This is a genomic window from Pseudoflavonifractor sp. AF19-9AC, assembly GCF_003478995.1.
In the GTDB taxonomy this organism is placed as follows: domain Bacteria; phylum Bacillota; class Clostridia; order Oscillospirales; family Oscillospiraceae; genus Lawsonibacter.
Map to the genome: position 1 here is coordinate 99,159 of NZ_QUGI01000005.1, position 18,301 is coordinate 117,459.

Here is an 18,301-nt window from a genome sequence, read left to right on the forward strand (position 1 = left end):
GTGTGCTATAATTAAGAACAATCAGACCCGGCAGCGTGCTGGCCGGGACAGGAGGGATTTGCATGAAGCTTATTTTCGCGGTCATTCGGGACAAGGACGCCAACGAGGCCATCAGTGCCCTGAACAAGGCCCACATCGGCGTCACCAAGCTGTCCAGTACCGGCGGTTTCCTTCGGGACGGCAACACCACGCTGATGATCGGCACCGAGGACGACCAGGTGGAGGCTGTCATGGACATCCTGCATGAGAACTGTGCCAAGCGCACCCAGATGGAGGTGTTGGGCCCGGGCTACACCACCGGCGGCGTGCCCGGCTGGAGCATCGGCTGCGCCCCCATTAAGGTAGAGGTGGGCGGTGCCACGGTGTTTGTGCTGGATGTGGACCAGTTCCGAAAGCTGTAAGCGACGCCCCGGCCGAAACCAGCGGCCGGGGCGTTTTTTGTAAAAAAAACGGACCTTCCGCCTGGTGGAAGGCGAAAAAAAGGGCAGAAGGCCTTGACCTTCCCCCAAGTGGAAGGTATATGATAGGGGCACAACAAGGGGCCGGAGGGCTCCATAGAGAGGAGGTGGTGCCCATGCGCATCAACGAGGTGGAGGCCCAGGTGGGCATCACCAAAAAGAACATCCGCTTTTACGAGGAGCAGGGGCTGCTCCATCCCCGCCGGAGCACGGAGAACGGCTACCGGGATTACGGGGAGGGGGAGCTGGTGGCCCTGAGGCAGATTAAGCTGCTGCGCAAGCTGGGCGTCCCTCTGGAGGAAATCCGGAAGATGCAGGCCGGGACCATCACCTTGGGGGACTGCATGCGCCGCCACCTGGTGACCCTGGAGCGGGAGCAGCGCAGCCTGGAGCAGTCCATGGAGCTGTGCCGCCGGCTGAAGGACCGGGAGGGCACTCTGGAGAGCCTGGATGCCCGGGGACTGCTGGAGGAGATGGAGGCCATGGAACAGACCGGGGCAACCTTCCTCAACCACCAGATGGGGGACACCCGGCGAATCCGGTATGTGGCCCCGGCGGTGGTGACGGTGCTCACCGTGCTGCTCATGGGCGGACTCATCGCCCTCATGCTGTGGGCCTTTGCCATTGACGCGGAGGAAGCGCCGCCCCTGCCACTCATTGTGGTGCTGGTAGCCCTGCCCGGGGTGGTCATCCTGGGGGTGCTGGCCGCCCTCTGGCAGCGGGTGAAGGAAATTCAGAAAGGAGAGGCGGACGATGCGAAAAACTACTAAAAATCACGGCCTGATGGGCGCTGTCATCACGGTGATCGTCATGGTGCTGCTGATGGTGCTCTCCGCCGGTGCCATGCTGGGGGACTACTTCGGCAGCGGGGGCGGCGGATTTGAGGCCGGCGTGGTGATCCTGTGTGCCCTGCTGTGCCTGGCGGTGGCGGTGGGCGTCATTGCCGCCCTCATCCAGCGATGGCACGAGGTGCAGAAGGGGGAGGAAGATGAAGCCCGGAAGTATTGAGCAAAAGAAGGCGGCCCGGAAGCGGGACGCGGTGCGGGGCATCATCCTGTTCGCTCTGCTGCAGGGGTGCTGTGCGGTGGGATTCTGGGCCCTGGGTACCATTCCCGGGCTGCCCGGCTGGTGTAAAGGATTGTTTTGGGTGCTGGCGGCGGGCTCTCTGGCATTGCTGATTCCCGCTGTACTGGTGCTGCGAGCAAGATTTCAGGAGATTGAAGGAGGAGAATTAGATGCTGCTGGTAAATATTGAGTACATTCCCGGCAAGGAGATTGAGGCCCTGGGTATGGTCAAGGGGACTGTGGTCCAGTCCAAGAACTTTGGAAAGGACTTCATGGCTGGGATGAAGACCCTGGTGGGCGGCGAGATTACGAGCTACACCGAGATGCTCAACGAGGCCCGCCAGATTGCCGTCAAGCGCATGGTGGATGAGGCGGAGGCCATGGGGGCCGACGCGGTCATCAACGTGCGCTATGGCTCGTCCTCGGTGATGCAGGGGGCGGCAGAGGTCATCGCCTACGGCACCGCGGTGAAGTACCGCTGAACCATAAAAATGGAGAAGGGGGACGGCAGCGCCGTCCCCCTTGCTGCATAAAAAGGCCCCCGCGCGGAAAGCGCGGAGGCCTTTTTTGTGTTTTTGAGATGGGCTGTCAGCCGTTGGTGGTTTCCACAAAGCGCATGAGAATGGTGGCAACCTGAACGCGGGTGGCCTGACCCTGGGGCAGCAGCTCGCCCTTGTCGCTGCCGGAAATCAGACCGTTCTCCACGGCCCAGGTCATGGCGTCTGCGGCCCAGGCGCTGACGGAGCCAGCGTCGGAGTAACGGCTGAGGCTGATGGAGGTCTCGGGCCGGCCGGCGTAGCTCCACAGCATAACGGCCAGCTGCTCACGGGTGAGAACACCCTCCATGTTGGTGCCGTCAGACACGCCATTCTCCATGGCCCACTGCTGGCCGGCGGAGTACCAGTGGTCGCCAGCGGCGGCGGTGGTGTCCGCGCCGTCATAGGCGGCCAGCACGGTGACGATCATGGCCCGGGTCATGGGCAGATCGGGGGAGAAGGTGGTGGCGCTGGTGCCGGAGAAGAGGCCGCGGCTGGTGGCGAAGTCCACAAAGGCGGAGCCCCAGTAGGCATCGGGCACGTCGGCGAAGTCCTTGGCGTTGTCCATGACCTTCACGGTGTCGCCGTCGCTAAGGGTGACGACTACGCCCTCCTCGGTGGTGATGGAGGTCTTGGCGATCTCCTTGGTGCCGTTCTCATGGACCAGAATGGCCACGGTGCCGGGGGTGACGTCATCCACGGGGATCAGCACGCGGGCGGAGCGGCCGGCGGGCAGGTCCACGGTGACGGTGGGAGCATCGTCCTCGTCGGTGGTCACGGGAACCTCGGGCATGGGCAGGGCCACGGGCTCGCCCTCTTCCTGGGCGTTGTCCACGACGGTGGTGGGCAGCTTGACCTCGGCCTCGACCTGGCCGTCCTTGGAGACGGTGGTGGTGGAGGAGGAGCCGTCCTTGTTGGTGATAGCAGTCTCGGTGGAGCCGTCGGTCTTCTCCACGGTCTCGGTCTTGTTGCCGGCCTTGTCAGTGGTAGTGGTGGTGACGGTGCCGTCCTTCTTGGTCTCTACGACCTCCTTGGATCCGTCAGGGTTCTTGGTGGTCTCGGTGACAGTGCCGTCCGGCTTGGTCACGGTAGTAGTGGTGGAGCCGTCAGGATTGGTGACAGTCTCGGTCTTGTCACCGGAGCTGCTGGAGCCGCCGCCGGAGGGGGCGCTGTAATAGACCGTCCATGTGCCATCGTTATTGTTGGTCACATAGTAGTTGGAGGCAGTGAAACCGGTAGGATCAGACAGATAGATACCACTGGTCAGACCGCTCTTCGGCAGGACGGTATAAGTATAGGTGCTGGTACCGTCTCGCTTGACAATGGAACCGGTAGAAGTATAAGCGCTGGGATCACTGGAGAAGGTGCCGCCGGTGATAGTAAGAGAGGCATTAGTCGGAGGGTCAATGACCTGATATCCCTCGGAGGTTTTCTGGTACCCGTACAGCTTGATAGAATCATTGCCATCGTGTGCGGTGAAGGTACCACCATTTATGGTCACGTTGATATCGCCATAGGCAGTTCTGCTGACCAAGGACAGAGCGGAACCATCCAGAACATTGCCGTCGCTTTCGTTCGGGTTCTTGTAGGGCGCATTGCGAACAGTTTCATCGGTGGAAGTAACGGTGCCGCCATTGATGATGACGGTACCACCAGCAGCCTGAATTCCCACCAGGCCAGAGACAGAAACACCAGCATTAACAGTCAGAGTGCCCTGCTGGGGATGATAGATACCTGTGCTGTCCGTCGAGTCAATGGCCTGTACGGAACCGCTGTTCAAAGTAATGGATGTTCCGTCATAGCTACCGTTTCCGGAAATGCCGTAATATTTTCCGGAAATAGTGCCACTTTCCATAACAAGGGTTGTCGGTGCACTCACGTTTTTGGAGCCCCAAATTACAACGCCAGCAAACTGCTCGCCACTGATATTGGAATTGCCTTTAATGATTGCACCGCCTTGATTGCCATCAGCCATGGTGCCAATCTGAAGGCCATAATTTCCGTTTCCGTCCAGTGTGACGCCGTCAATTGTAACTACGGCGCTTGTTCCGTTAATAAGAACAGGGAGCACGGAACTCGTAATAGTACCATTCTTCACAGTGGCAGCAGAAGTGAAGGCCACAGCAGTTTTGCTGTTGCTGCCAGTAAGCGTTGTTTCGTTGAGATCCAGAACAATATTCTTAGCAATGGTAACTGTGTCGGTCAGAGTGATATTCTTGAGCAGAGTAACAGTAGCGCCGGGAGCGGCTTGCTCAATGGCGTCGGCCAGAGAGGCATATTTGACATTGCCAATCTGAGCAACAGCGGGCGTAGTATCTACGGGGAGGCACAGTACAGCTCCGTCCTTGGTGCTTAACACATAGTCGGAATTGGGGATAATGGTAATGGGACGGGTATCTGCATTTGTAAAGTCCTCCGCTCCGGTATATACTACACTGACCCCGTTTAGAGTTGCGTCGCTGAAATCAAAACTGGAAGCGGCGGTGGCATCCTCAATATTTTCCCCAAAGCCGACATTTAAGGAATTGGGAAGGGATTCCCAACCATTGTCCTCGAATGTCAGAGTTCCGGTCGCAGTTACACTGGACGCGTTGACAGTCAGGCCGGTTTTCAGGTTGTCCTTGGAGGTGACATTTTCGATTTGGCAATTCTTAGCTTTATAGAACTGCAGGCCGTGGCCGGTGCTGCCGCTGATGGTCACGTTTTTGATGATGACATTGTCACCGGACACGTTCACTGCATGGTTACTATTACTAGAAGCTTCTGCCGCACGATATGCTTCAATCTTAACGTTTTGAAGAACGACATTATCGGCAGAAACGTCAATGAGGTGACTGCTGCGGGAGCTGCTGTCGCTCTCCTTGATGGCATACTGGTTGTGGCCGTCAATGGTGACAGGTTTGCTGATGCTCAAAGTATTGGATAGTGTCACATCACGAAGAAGGTCAATGACAGCGTTATCGGAAGCCTGGGAAATAGCTTCAGCCAGAGTGGCATATTGGGTCTGGCCAATCTGAGCTTCAGTTTGCAAGGCATTGTTGTGGATAACTTCACCTTCTACGGTCAGAGAACTTCCTGCTGAAAGGGAAAGAGTCTGACCAGTCGGGATAGTTAGAGAACTTCCGGTGGGAATTGTCAACGCGACCTGCTCCGGCACTGTAGTAACCGAGGCGGGAAGGGTAGCATTGCCGATCACCGTTCCCTGTGTGTTAACAATGGATACGCTGTCGGTCCATGATGCAGTGCTGGGGGCACCAAAACCATTGGCATAAAGCCAAGAGCGCTGGATGGTCGTGCCTTCATTGCCCGTGACAGTAAAATAACTTTCTGGACAAGTCAGTTCCATGACTGTGTCAGAAATAGTAGCTGTTCCATAGCTGTGGATTGCCGCATTAGTAGAATCAATCTCATAACTGCCGCCACTAATGGTAAGGTCGCCCTCTGTCCAGATACCATTTACCGCGTTTCCCCAGTTGGTGTCATCTGCGTGAATGAGCAAAGAAGCGCCCTCTTCTGCCTGAATGGTCAGATTTCCGTTTGTATAAATGCCGGTACTAGTGCTGTTAATGGTGTTGGATCCCTTCAAAACAATTTTTACCGCAGTACTGGCTGAAGGAGAGTCAAACTTGATTTCCACAGAACCAGTCGCGGTAATGTTATCTAGAGTCATGGTGGCTTGATCCGCATCCCAGGAGACAGTGCCGCTTCCTACATCTATGGTTTGATCTGTGGTGCCAGGATCCGTCAGGCGGGTTCCGTTGACGTTGACAAATTTATACTCAGAGACTGCCCACACCGTCATGGGCAGCAGGCTGAGCACCATGGCCATGGCCATGACCAAGGACAAAAGTTTGCGTTTTCGCATTTTCCAAATCACTCCTTATGTAATGTTGGGGTCACACACAAAATAGAGGGAACGCGATAATACCATTATAGTGAATTTATTCAGTATAGTCAATAAATCCACTATGATAGCCTAAACAAAGGTGAAAAATTTGATTAGCTACGGTCCTTTTTATCGGACACTTCTGGAAAAGAAAATAACCGAGTACAATCTCATCTTCAAGCAGGGGGTGGATGCTCATACCATCCACCGCATGAAGCACGGGAAAGCCATCACCACCACTACGCTGAACACGCTGTGCGAGATTCTGGACTGCCGGGTGGAGGACATCCTGGAATATGTCCCCGATGAGGAGTAGGCAAAGAAAACTGCCCTCCTCTTTTGCTCTGCAGCTGGGCCAACCAAACTATACCGCAGAAACTGAAATTTTGCAAGAATTCTTTCACTTAAAACAAACTTAAAACAACTAAAAATTTTGTGGGCATCTGCAGGTGGTTTCAGTGCCTGCGGGGCGGATAAAACAGCGGGGAAGCGATACACTAAACCCATGGTGCCGGAATGTGGGTCCGGCCGGGAAAGGAGCAAGCAGATGAAAGTAAATCCCAGAAAGGCGGCCATCATCGGCTGCGGGTTTGTAGGGGCGTCCATCGCCTTCCGGTTTTTGCAGCAGGGGCTGTTTTCCCAGCTAGTGCTGGTGGACGTGAACCGGGAGAAGGCGGAGGGGGAGGCCATGGATCTGAGCGACGGCCTGCCCTACGCCGAGGCTATGGAGATCACCGCCGGCGGCTACGATGACATTGCCGACTGCGCCCTTATCGTCATCACCGCCGGAGCCAACCAGAAGCCGGGTGAGACCCGCCTGGACCTCATCGGCAAGAACATTGCCATCCTCAAGGGGGTTATCGGGGAGATCACCGCCCGGGACTTCGGGGGCATTCTGCTGGTGGTGTCCAACCCCGTGGACGTGCTTACCTATGCCGCCTGGAAGCTGTCGGGCTATCCCAAAAACCGGGTCATTGGCTCGGGCACGGTGCTGGACACCGCCCGCCTCAAGCAGATTTTAGGCGAGAAGCTGGGGGTGGACAGCCGCAACGTCCACGCCTTCATTGTGGGTGAACACGGCGACAGTGAGCTGGCCGTGTGGAGCGGAGCCAACGTGTCCGGCGTGGACCTGGACCAGTTCTGCCACCTGCGGGGCGACCCCCTGGACCATGAGGAGATGGAGCGGATCTACCAGGGCGTGCGGGACAGCGCCTATGAGATCATCCGCCGGAAGGGTGCCACCTATTACGGCATCGCCATGGCGGTGGGCCGCATTGCCCAGTGCATCCTCCGGGATGAGAAGGCAGTGCTGCCCATTTCGGCGGTGCTGGAGGGCCAGTACGGCCTGGAGGGGCTGTGCCTGAGCGTGCCCTCCATCGTGGGCAAGGGCGGTCTGGAGGAAGTGCTGGAAATTCCCCTGTCTGCCCAGGAGCGGGAGGCCCTGGCCAGCTCTGCCAGGCAGATGCAGGAGGCCATTGCCTCGGTGGGCCTTTAAAAACGGAATAACCGCCCCCCTTTCCTCATACCTTGGAGGGAAGGGGGGCGGCTTTTTATGGCGGGCAGAGGGACAAGGCGTTTGGCGGGCGGTCCGGGGGGAAGTGTGGGGACGGTGGTCTGGGCACTGACCCTGGCGGCGGTGCTGTTTTTCCTGCCGGTGGTGACGGTGGGAGGAAACGGGCTGTACCAGAGCGGGGAAGAGGAGCCGGAGGCCACTCTGCCTATCGATCGGGTGGCGGTGACCACCGGGGCCAGGGACAAGGGCAAGGTGGTGCGCCTTCAGCTGGAGGATGGCACGGTGCAGGAGATGACCATGGCCGACTACCTGTGGGGGGTGGTGGCGGCGGAGATGCCCGCCTCCTTTGAGGAGGAGGCGCTGAAGGCCCAGGCCTGCGCCGCCCGGACCTACACCGCCGTGCTCCAGAGCAACTCCGCGGGAAAGCACCCGGATGCGGATATCTGCGCCGACAGCACCTGCTGCCAGGCCTATGTGGAGCGCAGCCAGGCGGAGGCCCGGTGGGGGCTCAACGCCCAGAGCTACGGGGAGAAGATTGACCAGGCAGTAGCCGAGACCGACGGCCTGGGCATCCTCTACGGCGGGCAGCCCATCCAGGCCCTGTTTTTCTCCTCCGCGCCGGGGAAAACGGTGGACGCGGTGGAGGTTTGGGGCAACAGCGTGGACTACTTAAAGAGCGTGGAGAGCCCCGAGGGGGACGAGGTGCCCAACTACCACAGCCAGGTGCTCCTCACCGCCGACCAGGTGAAGGAGAGCACTCTGACGGCCTATCCGGGGGCAGACCTGTCCGGCGATCCATCGGGGTGGTTTGGAAACGTGGTATATGGAGAGAGCGGCACCGTGTCCTCCCTGGTGCTGGGGGGGGTTACCCTCACCGGCAGCCAGGTGCGCAGCCTGTTTGCCCTGCGTTCCGCGGCCTTTACCGTAAGCTGGGATGGGAGCAACTTCACCTTTGACGTGACCGGCTACGGCCACGGGGTGGGGATGAGCCAGTACGGGGCCAACGCCATGGCCAAGGAGGGCAAGACCTTTGAGGAAATTCTCACCTGGTACTATACCGGTACCGAGGTGGCCCTCCTTTGGGAGTAACGGCTCCGCCGACGGAGAAAAAGTTTTCCCGGCGCTGGGTCAATGTGGTACAATGGGGCCACCAAAGAGATTCGGGAGTGAGACAGCATGCGGGAAGAAGAAAAGATTTTTGCGGGGAAGCTGTTTGATGCCAGAACCCAGGAGCTGCGGGACAAAAAGCACAAGGCCCATGAGCTGTGCAGACAGTTCAACACCATGGATGAGTACGATCCCCAGCGGCTGCCCCTGGTGCGGGAGTTCATCGGCGCCATTGGCCAGAAGTATTATTTCCAGGGGCCCATCCAGTTTAATTATGGCTGCCACACCTTTATCGGGGAGAACTTTTTTGCCAACTTCAACCTGCTGGTCATGGATGACGGAAGGATCTGGATTGGGGACAACGTGATGGTGGGGCCCAACGTCAGTCTGCTGTGCACCAATCACCCCCTGCTGCCGGACGAGCGGATTCGCCTGCGCTATCCGGACGGGCACGTGTCCATGTCGGAGTTTGCCGGGGAGATCCACATCGAGGACGACGTCTGGCTGGCGGCCAATGTGTCGGTGCTGGACGGGGTGACCATCGGGAAGGGTGCGGTGATCGGCGCGGGCAGCGTGGTGACCCGGGACATCCCGGCGGGCTGGCTGGCGGCGGGGGTTCCCGCCAAGCCCATTCGGAAGATTGGGCCGGAGGACTCCAAGCTGGATCTGCTGGTGGAGTAACCGGGGATAGAAAAAATGAGAAACAGGCGGTCAGCCCTGGACTGACCGCCTGTTTTTTTCCTTTTATTTTCCCACGCAGAATTTGGAGAAGATGCGGGCGATGATGTCCTCCCGCACGTTCTGGCCGGTGAGCTCGCCCAGAGCGGCCAGGGCCTCCTCCACGTCGGTGAGCAGGGCGTCGGGGGTGACTCCCGCCTCCAGGGCCTTCCGGGCCCGGGCCACCGCCTGACGGGCCCGGCGGGCGGCCTCCTCCTGGCGCTGGTTGGTGAGCAGCTGGCCGTAGGGCACGTCCTCCGGCTTGGGGAACTGGGCGGCCACCGCCGCCTCCAGCTCAGAGAGCCCCTGTCCGGTCTTGGAGCTGAGGGTCACCACCGGGGGCATGGGATTGAGGCTTAGGAAGGGGATCGGGGCGGAGGGCAGGTCGCTCTTGGTGTTCACCAGGATGGTGGGAGCCAGCTTCAGGGCCGCCTGGAGCAGGTCTCCGTCCTCCTCCGTGACCTGGGCCGAGCCGTCCCACAGCACCAGGATGAGCTCCGCCTCCTCCATGGCGCTGCGGCTGCGCTCCACGCCCAGCCGCTCGATGGGGTCGTCGCTCTCCCGCAGACCGGCGGTGTCGATGAGGCGCACCGGCACGCCCCCCAGCTCCACATTTACCTCCAGGGTGTCCCGGGTGGTGCCGGGGATGTCGGTGACAATGGCCCGGTCGTAGCCCGCCAGGGCGTTGAGGAGGGAGGACTTGCCCGCGTTGGGCCGTCCCACCAGGGCGCAGGAGATGCCACGGGTGACCTGGCGGCCCCGGCGGCAGGTGGACAGCAGGTGGTCCAGCGCCCCCTCCTGCTCCTCCAGGGTGTGGGAGAGCTCCTCCAGGCGGAAGGGGTCAATGTCCTCGTCAGGGTAGTCCAGCACTGCGTGGAAATGGGCCATCACGTCCACCAGGGCGGAATAGATATCCCCAATCCGCCGGGACAGGGTGCCGGACAGCTGGCCCGCCGCATGGCGGGCGCCCTCCCGGCCCCGGGCTTCCAGCAGGTCGCCCACCGCCTCCGCCTGGGCCAGGTCCAGCTGGCCGTTCAGGAAGGCCCGGCGGGTAAACTCACCCGGTCCGGCCTGGCGGGCCCCCAGGGCAAAGAGGGCCTCCAGCCCCAGGGACAGCACCATGGGGGAGCCGTGGCACTGAAATTCCGCCGTGTCCTCTCCGGTGTAGCTCTGGGGCCCCCGGCTGAAGGTGCACAGGCACCGGTCAATGGGCTCGCCCCCTGCATCCAGCAGGTCGCCGTAGACCAGCGTGCGGGGCGCGTGGTCCGTCAAAGCCTTGGGCCCCAAGGGACAGAAGGTTTTTGCGGCAATCTCCAGTGACCGTGGGCCGGACAGGCGGAGAATGCCGATGGCCCCGGGACCGGGGGGCGTGGAGATGGCGGCAATGGTGTCGGGCTGGGTGGACATGGTGGCAGAACCTCCTTGGTGGAGTGAAATGGGCGGGCGGAGCGAATCTCCTGCAAAATCCGCCCCGCCGCATTTTTGTACGATATTCACCCTTGACAAAGATTATGGAAACCTTAAAAACAGAATATGCAGGGAAATAGTTAACATAACACAATGTGGAAAAGGGTGTGGATAATGTGGACAACCCTTGGAAACAGTGGAAAGAGGGGTGGAGCATAACGGACTTGGTCATATCCACCGCTCTGCATAGGGGGTTACCAAAAATGAATGGGGTCCCGGAGGGAACCGGGAAGAGGAGTGCAGGGTATCCTGCAAAACCGGGTGCCGGTGTGTTCGTTACAGCCGGGCGCAGATGGCGCGGGCGGTCTGAACACCCGAAGCACCGGCCTGGGCCAGGCCGCGGGTGACGCCGGCGCCGTCGCCGGCGGCGAAGAAGCCGGGCAGGGCGGTCTCCAGCTCCGGGGTGAGCTGGAGGCGGGCAGAGTAGAACTTCACCTCCGCGCCGTAGAGCAGAGTGTCGTAGTTGGCGGTGCCCGGGGCGATCTTGTCCAGCTGGTAGATCATCTCGATGATGTTGTCCAGCTGGCGCTTGGGCAGGGCCAGAGACAGGTCGCCGGGGATGGCGGCGGTGAGGGTGGGCCGGACGAAGGACTTGCTCATCCGGTGCTCGTTGGAGCGGCGGCCGCCCACCAGGTCGCCGAAGCGCTGGACCAGCACGCCGCCGGCCAGCATGTTGCTGAGGGAGGCCACGTGCTTGCCGTAGCGGTAGGGCTCGTTGAAGGGCTTGGTGAAGCGGTTGGAGACCAGCAGGGCGAAGTTGGTGTTCTCGCTGCGCAGGGCGGGATCGGCGTAGGAGTGGCCGTTTACCGTGTTGATGCCCTCCACGTTCTCCGCCACCACGTGGCCATAGGGGTTCATGCAGAAGGTGCGCACCTGGTCGCCGTACTGCTTGGTGCGGTAGACCAGCTTGGACTCATACACCACGTCGGTGATGTGCTCAAAGACGGTGGCGGGCAGCTCCACCCGCACGCCGATGTCCACCTGGTTGTTGAGAAGCTCCAGACCCAGCTCCTTGCACTGGTTGGAGAACCACTCGGCGCCGGAGCGGCCGGGGGCGGCGATGAGCCACTTGCAGGACACCTCGCCCCCCTTGGCCAGAGTCAGACGGTAGCCGCCGTCGGCCTGGGCGATGTGGGTGACCTCGGTATTGAAGCGGAACTCCAGCTTGTCCTGCAGCCCCTCGTAGATGTTGGTGAGGATGCGCAGGTTGTTCTCGGTGCCCAGGTGCTTGCACCGGGCCTGCAGCAGGTGCAGGTCGTAGGCCAAAGCCCGGCGCTCCAGAGCCTTGGCCTCGGGGGTGGTGGTGGAGAAGCACTGGGTGGTGGCTCCGTGGGCCACGTTGATGGAGTCCACATAGTCAATGAGCTCCATGACATGGCCGGGCTCCATGAAATCGGTGAGCCAGCCGCCGAACTCGGTGGTAAAGTTGAACTTGCCGTCGGAGAAGGCACCGGCGCCGCCGAAGCCGCACATGGTGTGGCAGACGGGGCAGTGGATGCACTCCCGCACCTTGCCCGCCACAATGGGGCAGCTGCGGTGATAGATGTCGGCCCCCTGGTCCAGGGCCAGGACCTTCAGGTCGGGGCGCAGGTGGGTCAGCTCGTAGGCGGCGAAGATGCCGGCCTCGCCGCAGCCCAGAATGGCAACGTCATAAGTGGGATTCATGGGAGAGCTCCTCTCATCATCAGTAATCATTCGGGAAAAGGGCACAGTGCCCATACCAATACAGAATATAGTATAACATAAGTTTTGGAAAAAGGAAGGGTAAACAGGGGAAATTAAAGGGAAAATACACCAAATAAAATCAGATCCAGCAGACGGTTCCGCCAAAGATCGGGCTGGCTCTCCCCGGGAGGGGCCTCCGTGCAACAGCGGCGCAGCATGGGCCAGAAGCTCTCCTCCACTGCTTCCAGGTAGACCAGCACCTGTTCCCGGTCCAGACCGGGGCGCAGGGGGGCTTCCTTCAGGTTTGCTTCAAAGAAACGGCGGTTGGCCTGGAGCAGGGGGGCGCGCAGCCGCTGAATGTCCTGAGCCAGGTGGGCGGGGGTGTGGAGCAGGGCAGACTCAAAAATGCCCTTTTCCAGGGGATTTTTGGAGAAGTAGGCCTCCCGGGCGGAAAAGTAGTACTGGATGGACAGACGAGCGCCGGGGCAGGAGCAATGGTCGATGAGCTGCAGGGAGAGCTGGGCCAGGGACTGAAAGACCTGCTCCACACAGGCCAGAAACAGGGGGTCCTTGCCGGTATAATAGTGGTAAAGCATCCCCTTGGAGATGTGGTATTGGCTGCAGATTTGATCCACCGTAACGGCGGCATACTCCCGGGAACCAAATTCCTGAAAAGCCGCCTGGAGAATTTCGCTCCGGCTGCGGGCGGCGCGGTCCTGCTGCTTCATGAGAACGCCTCCTTCTGTTTTCCCAGCTCTCCGGCCCACTCAAAGCCCTTTTTGGCCAGGAGGACAGCCAGGATTTCGTTGATGACCGCCGCTGCGGCGATGGTGCCCTGAATCACCTCAGCGCCCTGGGGATCCGGCCCGCTGAGGACGGAGACGGCAATACCGGTAAAGAGCAGGGACACCCCGGAGTGGGGCAGCAGGGTGAGCCCCAGGTACCGGCGTACCGTCCGAGGAGAGCCGGTGGCCGCGGCCCCCACATAGGCGCCGCTGTACTTTCCCAGTGCCCGGGCCACAATGTAGAGGGCGGTGTATAGGCCCGCACCCAGAATCAGATGGTAGTCCAGCGGGGCGCCCAGATTGAGGATGACCACAATCATGGCAAGGCCGATGGCGGGGGTCATCCGCTTCATAATGGCCTCCAGGGCGGGCTGGGAAATCCGGTTGGCGAACACGGCGGACAGGCCCATGCCCAGCAGCATAAAGTTGAGCACCGAGGTACCCAGCAGGTGGTTGGCGGCCATTCCCACGCAGGAGGTCACCAGAATGGAGATCCAGACTACCGCTACGGAGGCGCCCGGACGGCGCAGACACCGGAGAATACCGCCGGTCACATAGCCCAGGGCGCCGCCCAGGGGGATGGGCAGGAACACCAGCACCAGAATGAGCCACACCGGCACCGCCAGGGCGGAGACATGGGCGGAAACTGCGGCCACCACGCAGAAGAAAATCAGGGCGCCCACCAGGTCGTCCAGCGCGGCCATGGGGATGAGGGTGCTGGTGACCGGCCCCGCAGTCTTCATCTGACTGACGATGGACAGGGAGGGGGCGGGGGCAGTGGCCAGGGAGATGCCTCCCAGCAGGAAGGCCAGGTAAATGGGTTCTCCCTGCATCCAAAAGACCAGGGCAAAGACGGCGCTGACCACCAGGAAGGTCCCCAGGGACTCAGTGATCGTGGTGACAAAGATCTGCCGGCCTGCCCGCTTGAGCTTGTTCCACAGCAGCTCTGTGCCGATCATCAGGCCCAGCGTACACTCCAGAATGTGTTCCAGCGTGGTGTACCACAGGGAGTCCATCAGCGGCTGGCTGAATACATTGAGCAGATGGGGGCCCAGCACCATGCCGGCCACCAGCCACCCCAGAATGGGGGGCAGCCGGACGGCACCGGCCAACTTGCCGAAGCACCAGGCCACCGCCATGGACAGCAGAAGCTGGATGGGTTGAAGTACCATAGCAATGCGATCCTTTCAAAAGTAGACGATATCGTCTACTTTTGAATCATAGCACGAAACTGGGGCCAAGACAAGGGGAAAAGGGCAAAAAAACAGCCGCCTCAGGCGGCGGCTTGTGCAAACGCAGCGGTGGGAGCGGGGAGAGTGAGCCACCCCAGCTCCGACAGGGTCTGAAGCGTCTGGAGAGGCAGGTCCTCCGGGACACCGCGGCTCAGGCGGAGACAGAAGTAGACCCCGGCCCGGGCGGGGTAGGTCTCGGCCACGGGGGAGGCGAACACCATGATCCGGTCTCCGTCGGACAACCCGGAAAAGAGGTCGGAGCTGGTGCGGTCCGTGAGTACGATGGGAGTACCGGAGTCATCAATGAGGATGGGGGTATTCTGGTCCCCCATGAGAAACCGTCCGGTGAGGGGACGGCCCACCCGCGCAGCAGCGCCCACCGCCAGAACAGCCGCAAGGACACAGGCGGCCGCCGCCAGACAGATGCTCCGTTTTTTCACATCAATCGCCTCCAGGTGCAGGATCCATTGCAAAGAGACAGACGTATCCCGGAGGAAAAGGTTCCCACAGGCAGAAAAAATCCTCCCTCGGTGGGAGGGAGGAGAGAAAACCTTCAGCTTTTTTCCTGGAACGTGGCGCCGCAGCCCCGGCAGGTGACGGTAATGCGGCCTTTGCCCCGGGGCACCCGCAGCTGCTGGCCGCAGTTGGGGCATTTAAAGTAGCGGTGTTCTTTGTCCCGGCGAATGGTGCGCTGCAGACGGAACCAGCGCACGGCAGGGGTGGTCAGCTGCAGAAACTTGGCGTTTTCCGCCCGGCGGCGGGGGATGTTCCGGGAGAGCAGACGAAACAGGCAGATAAAAATCAAGACCAGGCTGACCCAGTACAAGGGCTCAAACCGGGTCAAAGCAAATGCAAAATAGGTGAGGACATAGAGCACCAGGAAAAACAGGTTGAGAGGATCGGTGCCGTACCGGCCATACATAAAGCGCTGGATGGCGTTGCGGATCATAGGAGCGCCCCCTTAGAAAGAGAAAGGATGGCAGGCGTGTTCGCCTGCCAAATACGATAGTACAATGATAGCGCGTCCCAGGTGGAACGTCAAGGAGCCATTCGTAAACAAAGTGTAAATTCGACGGCCTGTGCAGGGCTCAAATGGGGAAATGAGGGGAAAAGAGTGTAACTTTTTCGGGAAACGGCTTGTGTCGGAGGAGAAAAGAGGCTATACTGAGCAGTAGCTTTTGCACTTGAGAGGAGGCAGGCGCCATGAAGCGCATTGACAAGGAAAACTACTATCTGGATATTGCCGAGACGGTTCTGGAGCGGTCCACCTGCCTGCGCCGGTGCTACGGGGCCATCATCGTGAAGAACGATGAGATTGTCTCCACCGGCTATAACGGCGCGCCCAGAGGGCGGAAAAACTGTCTGGATCTGGGTTACTGCACCCGGGAGGCCATGAACATCCCGGCCGGTGAGCGGTATGAGCTGTGCCGGTCGGTCCACGCCGAGATGAACGCCATCATCTCCGCTGCCCGGCGGGACACCCTGGGGGCCACCCTGTATCTGGCGGGCCGGCTGGCGAAAAACGGGGAGCTGCTCCACGACGCCACATCCTGCTCCATGTGCCGGCGGCTCATCATCAACGCGGGCATTGACCGGGTGGTGGTCCGCAACACCGAGACGGATTACTCCGTGGTCCATGTGGAGGACTGGATCCGGGAGGATGACTCCCTGCCCAAAACGAAATAAATGGCAAGGGACCGGGACGGGGGAGCGCCGTCCCGGTCTTTTTGACGGCCCGGTTCCGGAAAAATGTATCATTTCACCGAAGAAACCGGCATTCGGGCCCGAAAAACGGAGAAAAAAGCCCCGGGAGAGGGGCAGAAGGGCGGAAAAAGCAAGGCAAATGCTGGAAAATGTTTTTTGGGAAATGTGAATAAATCTTGACAGAAAAGCATGGGGCCTTTACAATAATGTACAGGACAAATGTGAAAAACCTGGGGGATGTTTTTCAGTTGTCGCAAGGTCGCCGGAGGAGAAAATCCGGAGGTGCCTTGCGGCTCATTTTATGTACAAGTCCCATGAGGGGCGGCCCACGCCCCAGGCATGGGCGCTGCGGCGGTCCGCCGCAGCCTTTCAATGAATTTTGGAGGTGTAAAAAACCAAATGCTACCCTATGTCATCGCAGCGATCATTGGCATCGTGGTCGGTGTGGCGGTGGGTATCCCGCTGGGCATCCAGCGGCGCAAGCAGTCTGCCGAGCAGCAGATCGGCTCCGCCGAGGAGGAGGCCAAGCGCATCGTCAATGAGGCCTACAAGAGCGCCGAGAGCAAGAAGCGTGAGGCGCTGGTGGAGGCCAAGGAGGAGATCCTGAAGGCCCGCAACGAGTACGAAAAGGAAGAAAAAGAGCGCCGGAGCGATCTTCAGAAGCAGGAGCGCCGTCTCCAGCAGAAGGAAGAGAACCTGGACCGCAAGACTGAGAATATTGAGAAGAAGGAAGAGCAGCTGGCCAACCGCCTGAACAAGCTGGAGGCCACCCAGGCCGAGGCCGAGCAGGTGAAGAAAAGCCAGCTGGAAATGCTGGAGCGCATCTCCGGCTTCACCGCCGAGGAGGCCAAGAGCTACCTCCTGCAGCAGCTGGAGGAGGACGTTACCCACGAGTCGGCCATGAAGATCAAGGAGATCGAGGCCCGCTTCAAGGACGAGGCCGACACCAAGGCCCGGGAGATCATCTCTCTGGCCATCCAGCGCTGCGCCGCCGACCACGTGGCGGAAGCCACTGTCAGCGTAGTGCCCCTGCCCAACGACGAAATGAAGGGCCGCATCATCGGCCGCGAGGGCCGGAACATCCGGACCCTGGAGACCATGACCGGCGTGGATCTCATCATCGACGACACGCCCGAGGCCATCACCGTCTCCTGCTTTGACCCCGTCCGCCGGGAGATCGCCCGGCTGGCCCTGGAGAAGCTCATCCTGGACGGCCGCATCCACCCCGCCCGCATCGAGGAGATGGTGGAGAAGGCCAAGCGGGAAGTGGACGCCGTCATCAAGTCCGAGGGCGAGCGCGCCATCTTCGAGACCAACGTCCACGGCCTGCACCCCGAGCTGGTGAAGCTGCTGGGCCGCATGCGTTACCGCACCAGCTACGGACAGAACGTGCTCAACCACTCCATCGAGGTGTCCCATGTGGCTGGCCTGCTGGCCGCCGAGATTGGCGCCAATGTGGCTGAGGCCAAGCGTGCCGGTCTGCTGCACGACCTGGGCAAGGCCATTGACCACGAGGTGGAGGGCTCCCACGTCCAGATCGGCGTGGAGCTGGCCCGGAAGTACCGGGAGAGCGAGGGCGTTATTCACGCCATCCAGGCCCACCACAACGACGTGGAGCCCAAGACCATTGTGGCCTGCCTGGTGCAGGCGGCCGACGCCATTTCCGCCGCCCGGCCCGGTGCCCGGCGGGAGAACCTGGAGAATTACATCAAGCGGCTGGAGATGCTGGAGGAGATCACCTCCTCCTTCGAGGGCGTGGAGAAGTCCTTCGCCATCCAGGCCGGCCGCGAGGTGCGTATCATGGTCAAGCCTGAGGTCATCAGTGAGGATCAGATGGTTCTGCTGGCCCGGGACATTGCCAAGAAGATTGAGGATGAGCTGGAGTACCCCGGCCAGATCAAGGTGCATCTGCTGCGGGAGACCAAGGCTATCGAATACGCCAAGTAATTTTCTGGGCAAATATGATGAAACGAAATCGGGACGCCCCCCAGCGTCCCGATTTTTTTGTGTTTTTTCGTAAGGGCGATGTCCCATCGGCCTGTTGGATGGGAGAATAAATGATTTACAGGGGATTTCGCCTGCGGGCGGGGATGGAGTGGTTTCGCCTTTTGGCGAGTTCCTTTTGCAGCGGTGCAAAAGGAACCAAAAGACCGCCGGGGGCGGCTC

18 protein-coding genes are annotated in these 18,301 nt (G+C 60.3%); 11 read left to right on the forward strand and 7 right to left on the reverse strand.

From position 1 onward, the window contains the following. The first annotated feature begins 62 nt into the window (after positions 1 to 62). From DWX58_RS09730 to DWX58_RS09750, 5 genes are all read left to right on the forward strand, one after another. Positions 63 to 401, forward strand: a complete 339-nt coding sequence (locus DWX58_RS09730; RefSeq protein ID WP_118643386.1) for a cyclic-di-AMP receptor — start codon at positions 63 to 65, stop codon at positions 399 to 401. Between the two features lie 173 nt (positions 402 to 574). Then, on the forward strand, positions 575 to 1,228 hold the full coding sequence (locus tag DWX58_RS09735) for a MerR family transcriptional regulator (protein ID WP_118643388.1): 654 nt from the start codon (positions 575 to 577) through the stop codon (positions 1,226 to 1,228). Further along, positions 1,212 to 1,466: a hypothetical protein gene (locus DWX58_RS09740; protein WP_118643390.1), complete on the forward strand. Its 255-nt coding sequence runs from the start codon at positions 1,212 to 1,214 to the stop codon at positions 1,464 to 1,466. Before DWX58_RS09735 ends, DWX58_RS09740 begins: the two co-directional genes overlap by 17 nt. Then, positions 1,447 to 1,713, forward strand: a complete 267-nt coding sequence (locus DWX58_RS09745; RefSeq protein WP_118643392.1) for a hypothetical protein — start codon at positions 1,447 to 1,449, stop codon at positions 1,711 to 1,713. The genes DWX58_RS09740 and DWX58_RS09745 overlap by 20 nt, the downstream gene beginning before the upstream one ends. Next, positions 1,694 to 2,005, forward strand: coding sequence for a YbjQ family protein (locus DWX58_RS09750; RefSeq protein ID WP_118643394.1), 312 nt, complete (start codon positions 1,694 to 1,696; stop codon positions 2,003 to 2,005). The genes DWX58_RS09745 and DWX58_RS09750 overlap by 20 nt, the downstream gene beginning before the upstream one ends. A gap of 106 nt (positions 2,006 to 2,111) precedes the next feature. Here DWX58_RS09750 and DWX58_RS09755 read toward each other — a convergent pair whose 3' ends face one another. Continuing rightward, complete coding sequence (locus tag DWX58_RS09755; RefSeq protein ID WP_118643396.1) at positions 2,112 to 5,924, reverse strand: S-layer homology domain-containing protein; 3,813 nt, start codon at positions 5,922 to 5,924, stop codon at positions 2,112 to 2,114. A gap of 121 nt (positions 5,925 to 6,045) precedes the next feature. Here DWX58_RS09755 and DWX58_RS09760 point away from each other — a divergent pair, with 121 nt between their 5' ends. The 4 genes from DWX58_RS09760 (at position 6,046) to DWX58_RS09775 (ending at position 9,246) form a co-directional block, all read left to right on the forward strand. After that, complete coding sequence (locus tag DWX58_RS09760) at positions 6,046 to 6,261, forward strand: helix-turn-helix transcriptional regulator (protein WP_347559169.1); 216 nt, start codon at positions 6,046 to 6,048, stop codon at positions 6,259 to 6,261. A 231-nt stretch (positions 6,262 to 6,492) separates the two neighbouring features. Then, positions 6,493 to 7,440: an L-lactate dehydrogenase gene (locus DWX58_RS09765; protein ID WP_118643400.1), complete on the forward strand. Its 948-nt coding sequence runs from the start codon at positions 6,493 to 6,495 to the stop codon at positions 7,438 to 7,440. A gap of 114 nt (positions 7,441 to 7,554) precedes the next feature. Continuing rightward, positions 7,555 to 8,547, forward strand: a complete 993-nt coding sequence (gene spoIID, locus DWX58_RS09770) for a stage II sporulation protein D (RefSeq protein ID WP_243093412.1) — start codon at positions 7,555 to 7,557, stop codon at positions 8,545 to 8,547. 87 nt (positions 8,548 to 8,634) lie between these two features. Continuing rightward, positions 8,635 to 9,246 (forward strand): sugar O-acetyltransferase, encoded by a 612-nt coding sequence (locus DWX58_RS09775; RefSeq protein WP_118643404.1) that lies wholly within the window; start codon positions 8,635 to 8,637, stop codon positions 9,244 to 9,246. A gap of 63 nt (positions 9,247 to 9,309) precedes the next feature. On the opposite strand, the gene mnmE is transcribed toward DWX58_RS09775, so the two are convergent. The 6 genes from mnmE to DWX58_RS09805 all read right to left on the reverse strand — a co-directional run bounded on the left by mnmE (position 9,310) and on the right by DWX58_RS09805 (position 15,380). Next, entirely contained in the window at positions 9,310 to 10,689 is a 1,380-nt protein-coding gene (gene mnmE, locus DWX58_RS09780) for a tRNA uridine-5-carboxymethylaminomethyl(34) synthesis GTPase MnmE (RefSeq protein WP_118643406.1), read from the reverse strand. A 336-nt stretch (positions 10,690 to 11,025) separates the two neighbouring features. Next, positions 11,026 to 12,414 carry an NAD(P)/FAD-dependent oxidoreductase gene (locus DWX58_RS09785; protein WP_118643408.1) on the reverse strand — a complete coding sequence of 463 codons (1,389 nt, stop codon included), beginning with the start codon at positions 12,412 to 12,414 and terminating at the stop codon, positions 11,026 to 11,028. Between the two features lie 113 nt (positions 12,415 to 12,527). Further along, positions 12,528 to 13,142 (reverse strand): TetR/AcrR family transcriptional regulator, encoded by a 615-nt coding sequence (locus DWX58_RS09790; protein ID WP_118643410.1) that lies wholly within the window; start codon positions 13,140 to 13,142, stop codon positions 12,528 to 12,530. Next, entirely contained in the window at positions 13,139 to 14,371 is a 1,233-nt protein-coding gene (locus tag DWX58_RS09795; RefSeq protein WP_118643412.1) for a cation:proton antiporter, read from the reverse strand. Before DWX58_RS09795 ends, DWX58_RS09790 begins: the two co-directional genes overlap by 4 nt. A 101-nt stretch (positions 14,372 to 14,472) precedes the next feature. Then, positions 14,473 to 14,871, reverse strand: a complete 399-nt coding sequence (locus DWX58_RS09800) for a hypothetical protein (RefSeq protein WP_118643414.1) — start codon at positions 14,869 to 14,871, stop codon at positions 14,473 to 14,475. Between the two features lie 113 nt (positions 14,872 to 14,984). Next, positions 14,985 to 15,380: a hypothetical protein gene (locus DWX58_RS09805; protein ID WP_118643416.1), complete on the reverse strand. Its 396-nt coding sequence runs from the start codon at positions 15,378 to 15,380 to the stop codon at positions 14,985 to 14,987. A gap of 254 nt (positions 15,381 to 15,634) precedes the next feature. On the opposite strand from DWX58_RS09805, the gene DWX58_RS09810 reads away from it, so the two are divergent. Both DWX58_RS09810 and rny read left to right on the forward strand, forming a co-directional pair. After that, positions 15,635 to 16,117 (forward strand): deaminase, encoded by a 483-nt coding sequence (locus tag DWX58_RS09810; protein ID WP_118643418.1) that lies wholly within the window; start codon positions 15,635 to 15,637, stop codon positions 16,115 to 16,117. A gap of 417 nt (positions 16,118 to 16,534) precedes the next feature. Then, positions 16,535 to 18,082, forward strand: a complete 1,548-nt coding sequence (rny, locus tag DWX58_RS09815) for a ribonuclease Y (protein ID WP_118643420.1) — start codon at positions 16,535 to 16,537, stop codon at positions 18,080 to 18,082. Positions 18,083 to 18,301 lie beyond the last annotated feature (219 nt).

What these genes read in the sequence shown, in the direction of transcription:
- DWX58_RS09730 (WP_118643386.1), top strand. Translation starts at nt 63, where the DNA reads ATGAAGCTTATTTTCGCGGTCATTCGGGACAAGGACGCCAACGAGGCC.
- DWX58_RS09735 (WP_118643388.1), top strand. Translation starts at nt 575, where the DNA reads ATGCGCATCAACGAGGTGGAGGCCCAGGTGGGCATCACCAAAAAGAAC.
- DWX58_RS09740 (WP_118643390.1), top strand. Translation starts at nt 1,212, where the DNA reads ATGCGAAAAACTACTAAAAATCACGGCCTGATGGGCGCTGTCATCACG.
- DWX58_RS09745 (WP_118643392.1), top strand. Translation starts at nt 1,447, where the DNA reads ATGAAGCCCGGAAGTATTGAGCAAAAGAAGGCGGCCCGGAAGCGGGAC.
- DWX58_RS09750 (WP_118643394.1), top strand. Translation starts at nt 1,694, where the DNA reads ATGCTGCTGGTAAATATTGAGTACATTCCCGGCAAGGAGATTGAGGCC.
- DWX58_RS09755 (WP_118643396.1), bottom strand. Translation starts at nt 5,924, where the DNA reads ATGCGAAAACGCAAACTTTTGTCCTTGGTCATGGCCATGGCCATGGTG.
- DWX58_RS09765 (WP_118643400.1), top strand. Translation starts at nt 6,493, where the DNA reads ATGAAAGTAAATCCCAGAAAGGCGGCCATCATCGGCTGCGGGTTTGTA.
- DWX58_RS09775 (WP_118643404.1), top strand. Translation starts at nt 8,635, where the DNA reads ATGCGGGAAGAAGAAAAGATTTTTGCGGGGAAGCTGTTTGATGCCAGA.
- mnmE (WP_118643406.1), bottom strand. Translation starts at nt 10,689, where the DNA reads ATGTCCACCCAGCCCGACACCATTGCCGCCATCTCCACGCCCCCCGGT.
- DWX58_RS09785 (WP_118643408.1), bottom strand. Translation starts at nt 12,414, where the DNA reads ATGAATCCCACTTATGACGTTGCCATTCTGGGCTGCGGCGAGGCCGGC.
- DWX58_RS09790 (WP_118643410.1), bottom strand. Translation starts at nt 13,142, where the DNA reads ATGAAGCAGCAGGACCGCGCCGCCCGCAGCCGGAGCGAAATTCTCCAG.
- DWX58_RS09795 (WP_118643412.1), bottom strand. Translation starts at nt 14,371, where the DNA reads ATGGTACTTCAACCCATCCAGCTTCTGCTGTCCATGGCGGTGGCCTGG.
- DWX58_RS09805 (WP_118643416.1), bottom strand. Translation starts at nt 15,380, where the DNA reads ATGATCCGCAACGCCATCCAGCGCTTTATGTATGGCCGGTACGGCACC.
- DWX58_RS09810 (WP_118643418.1), top strand. Translation starts at nt 15,635, where the DNA reads ATGAAGCGCATTGACAAGGAAAACTACTATCTGGATATTGCCGAGACG.
- rny (WP_118643420.1), top strand. Translation starts at nt 16,535, where the DNA reads ATGCTACCCTATGTCATCGCAGCGATCATTGGCATCGTGGTCGGTGTG.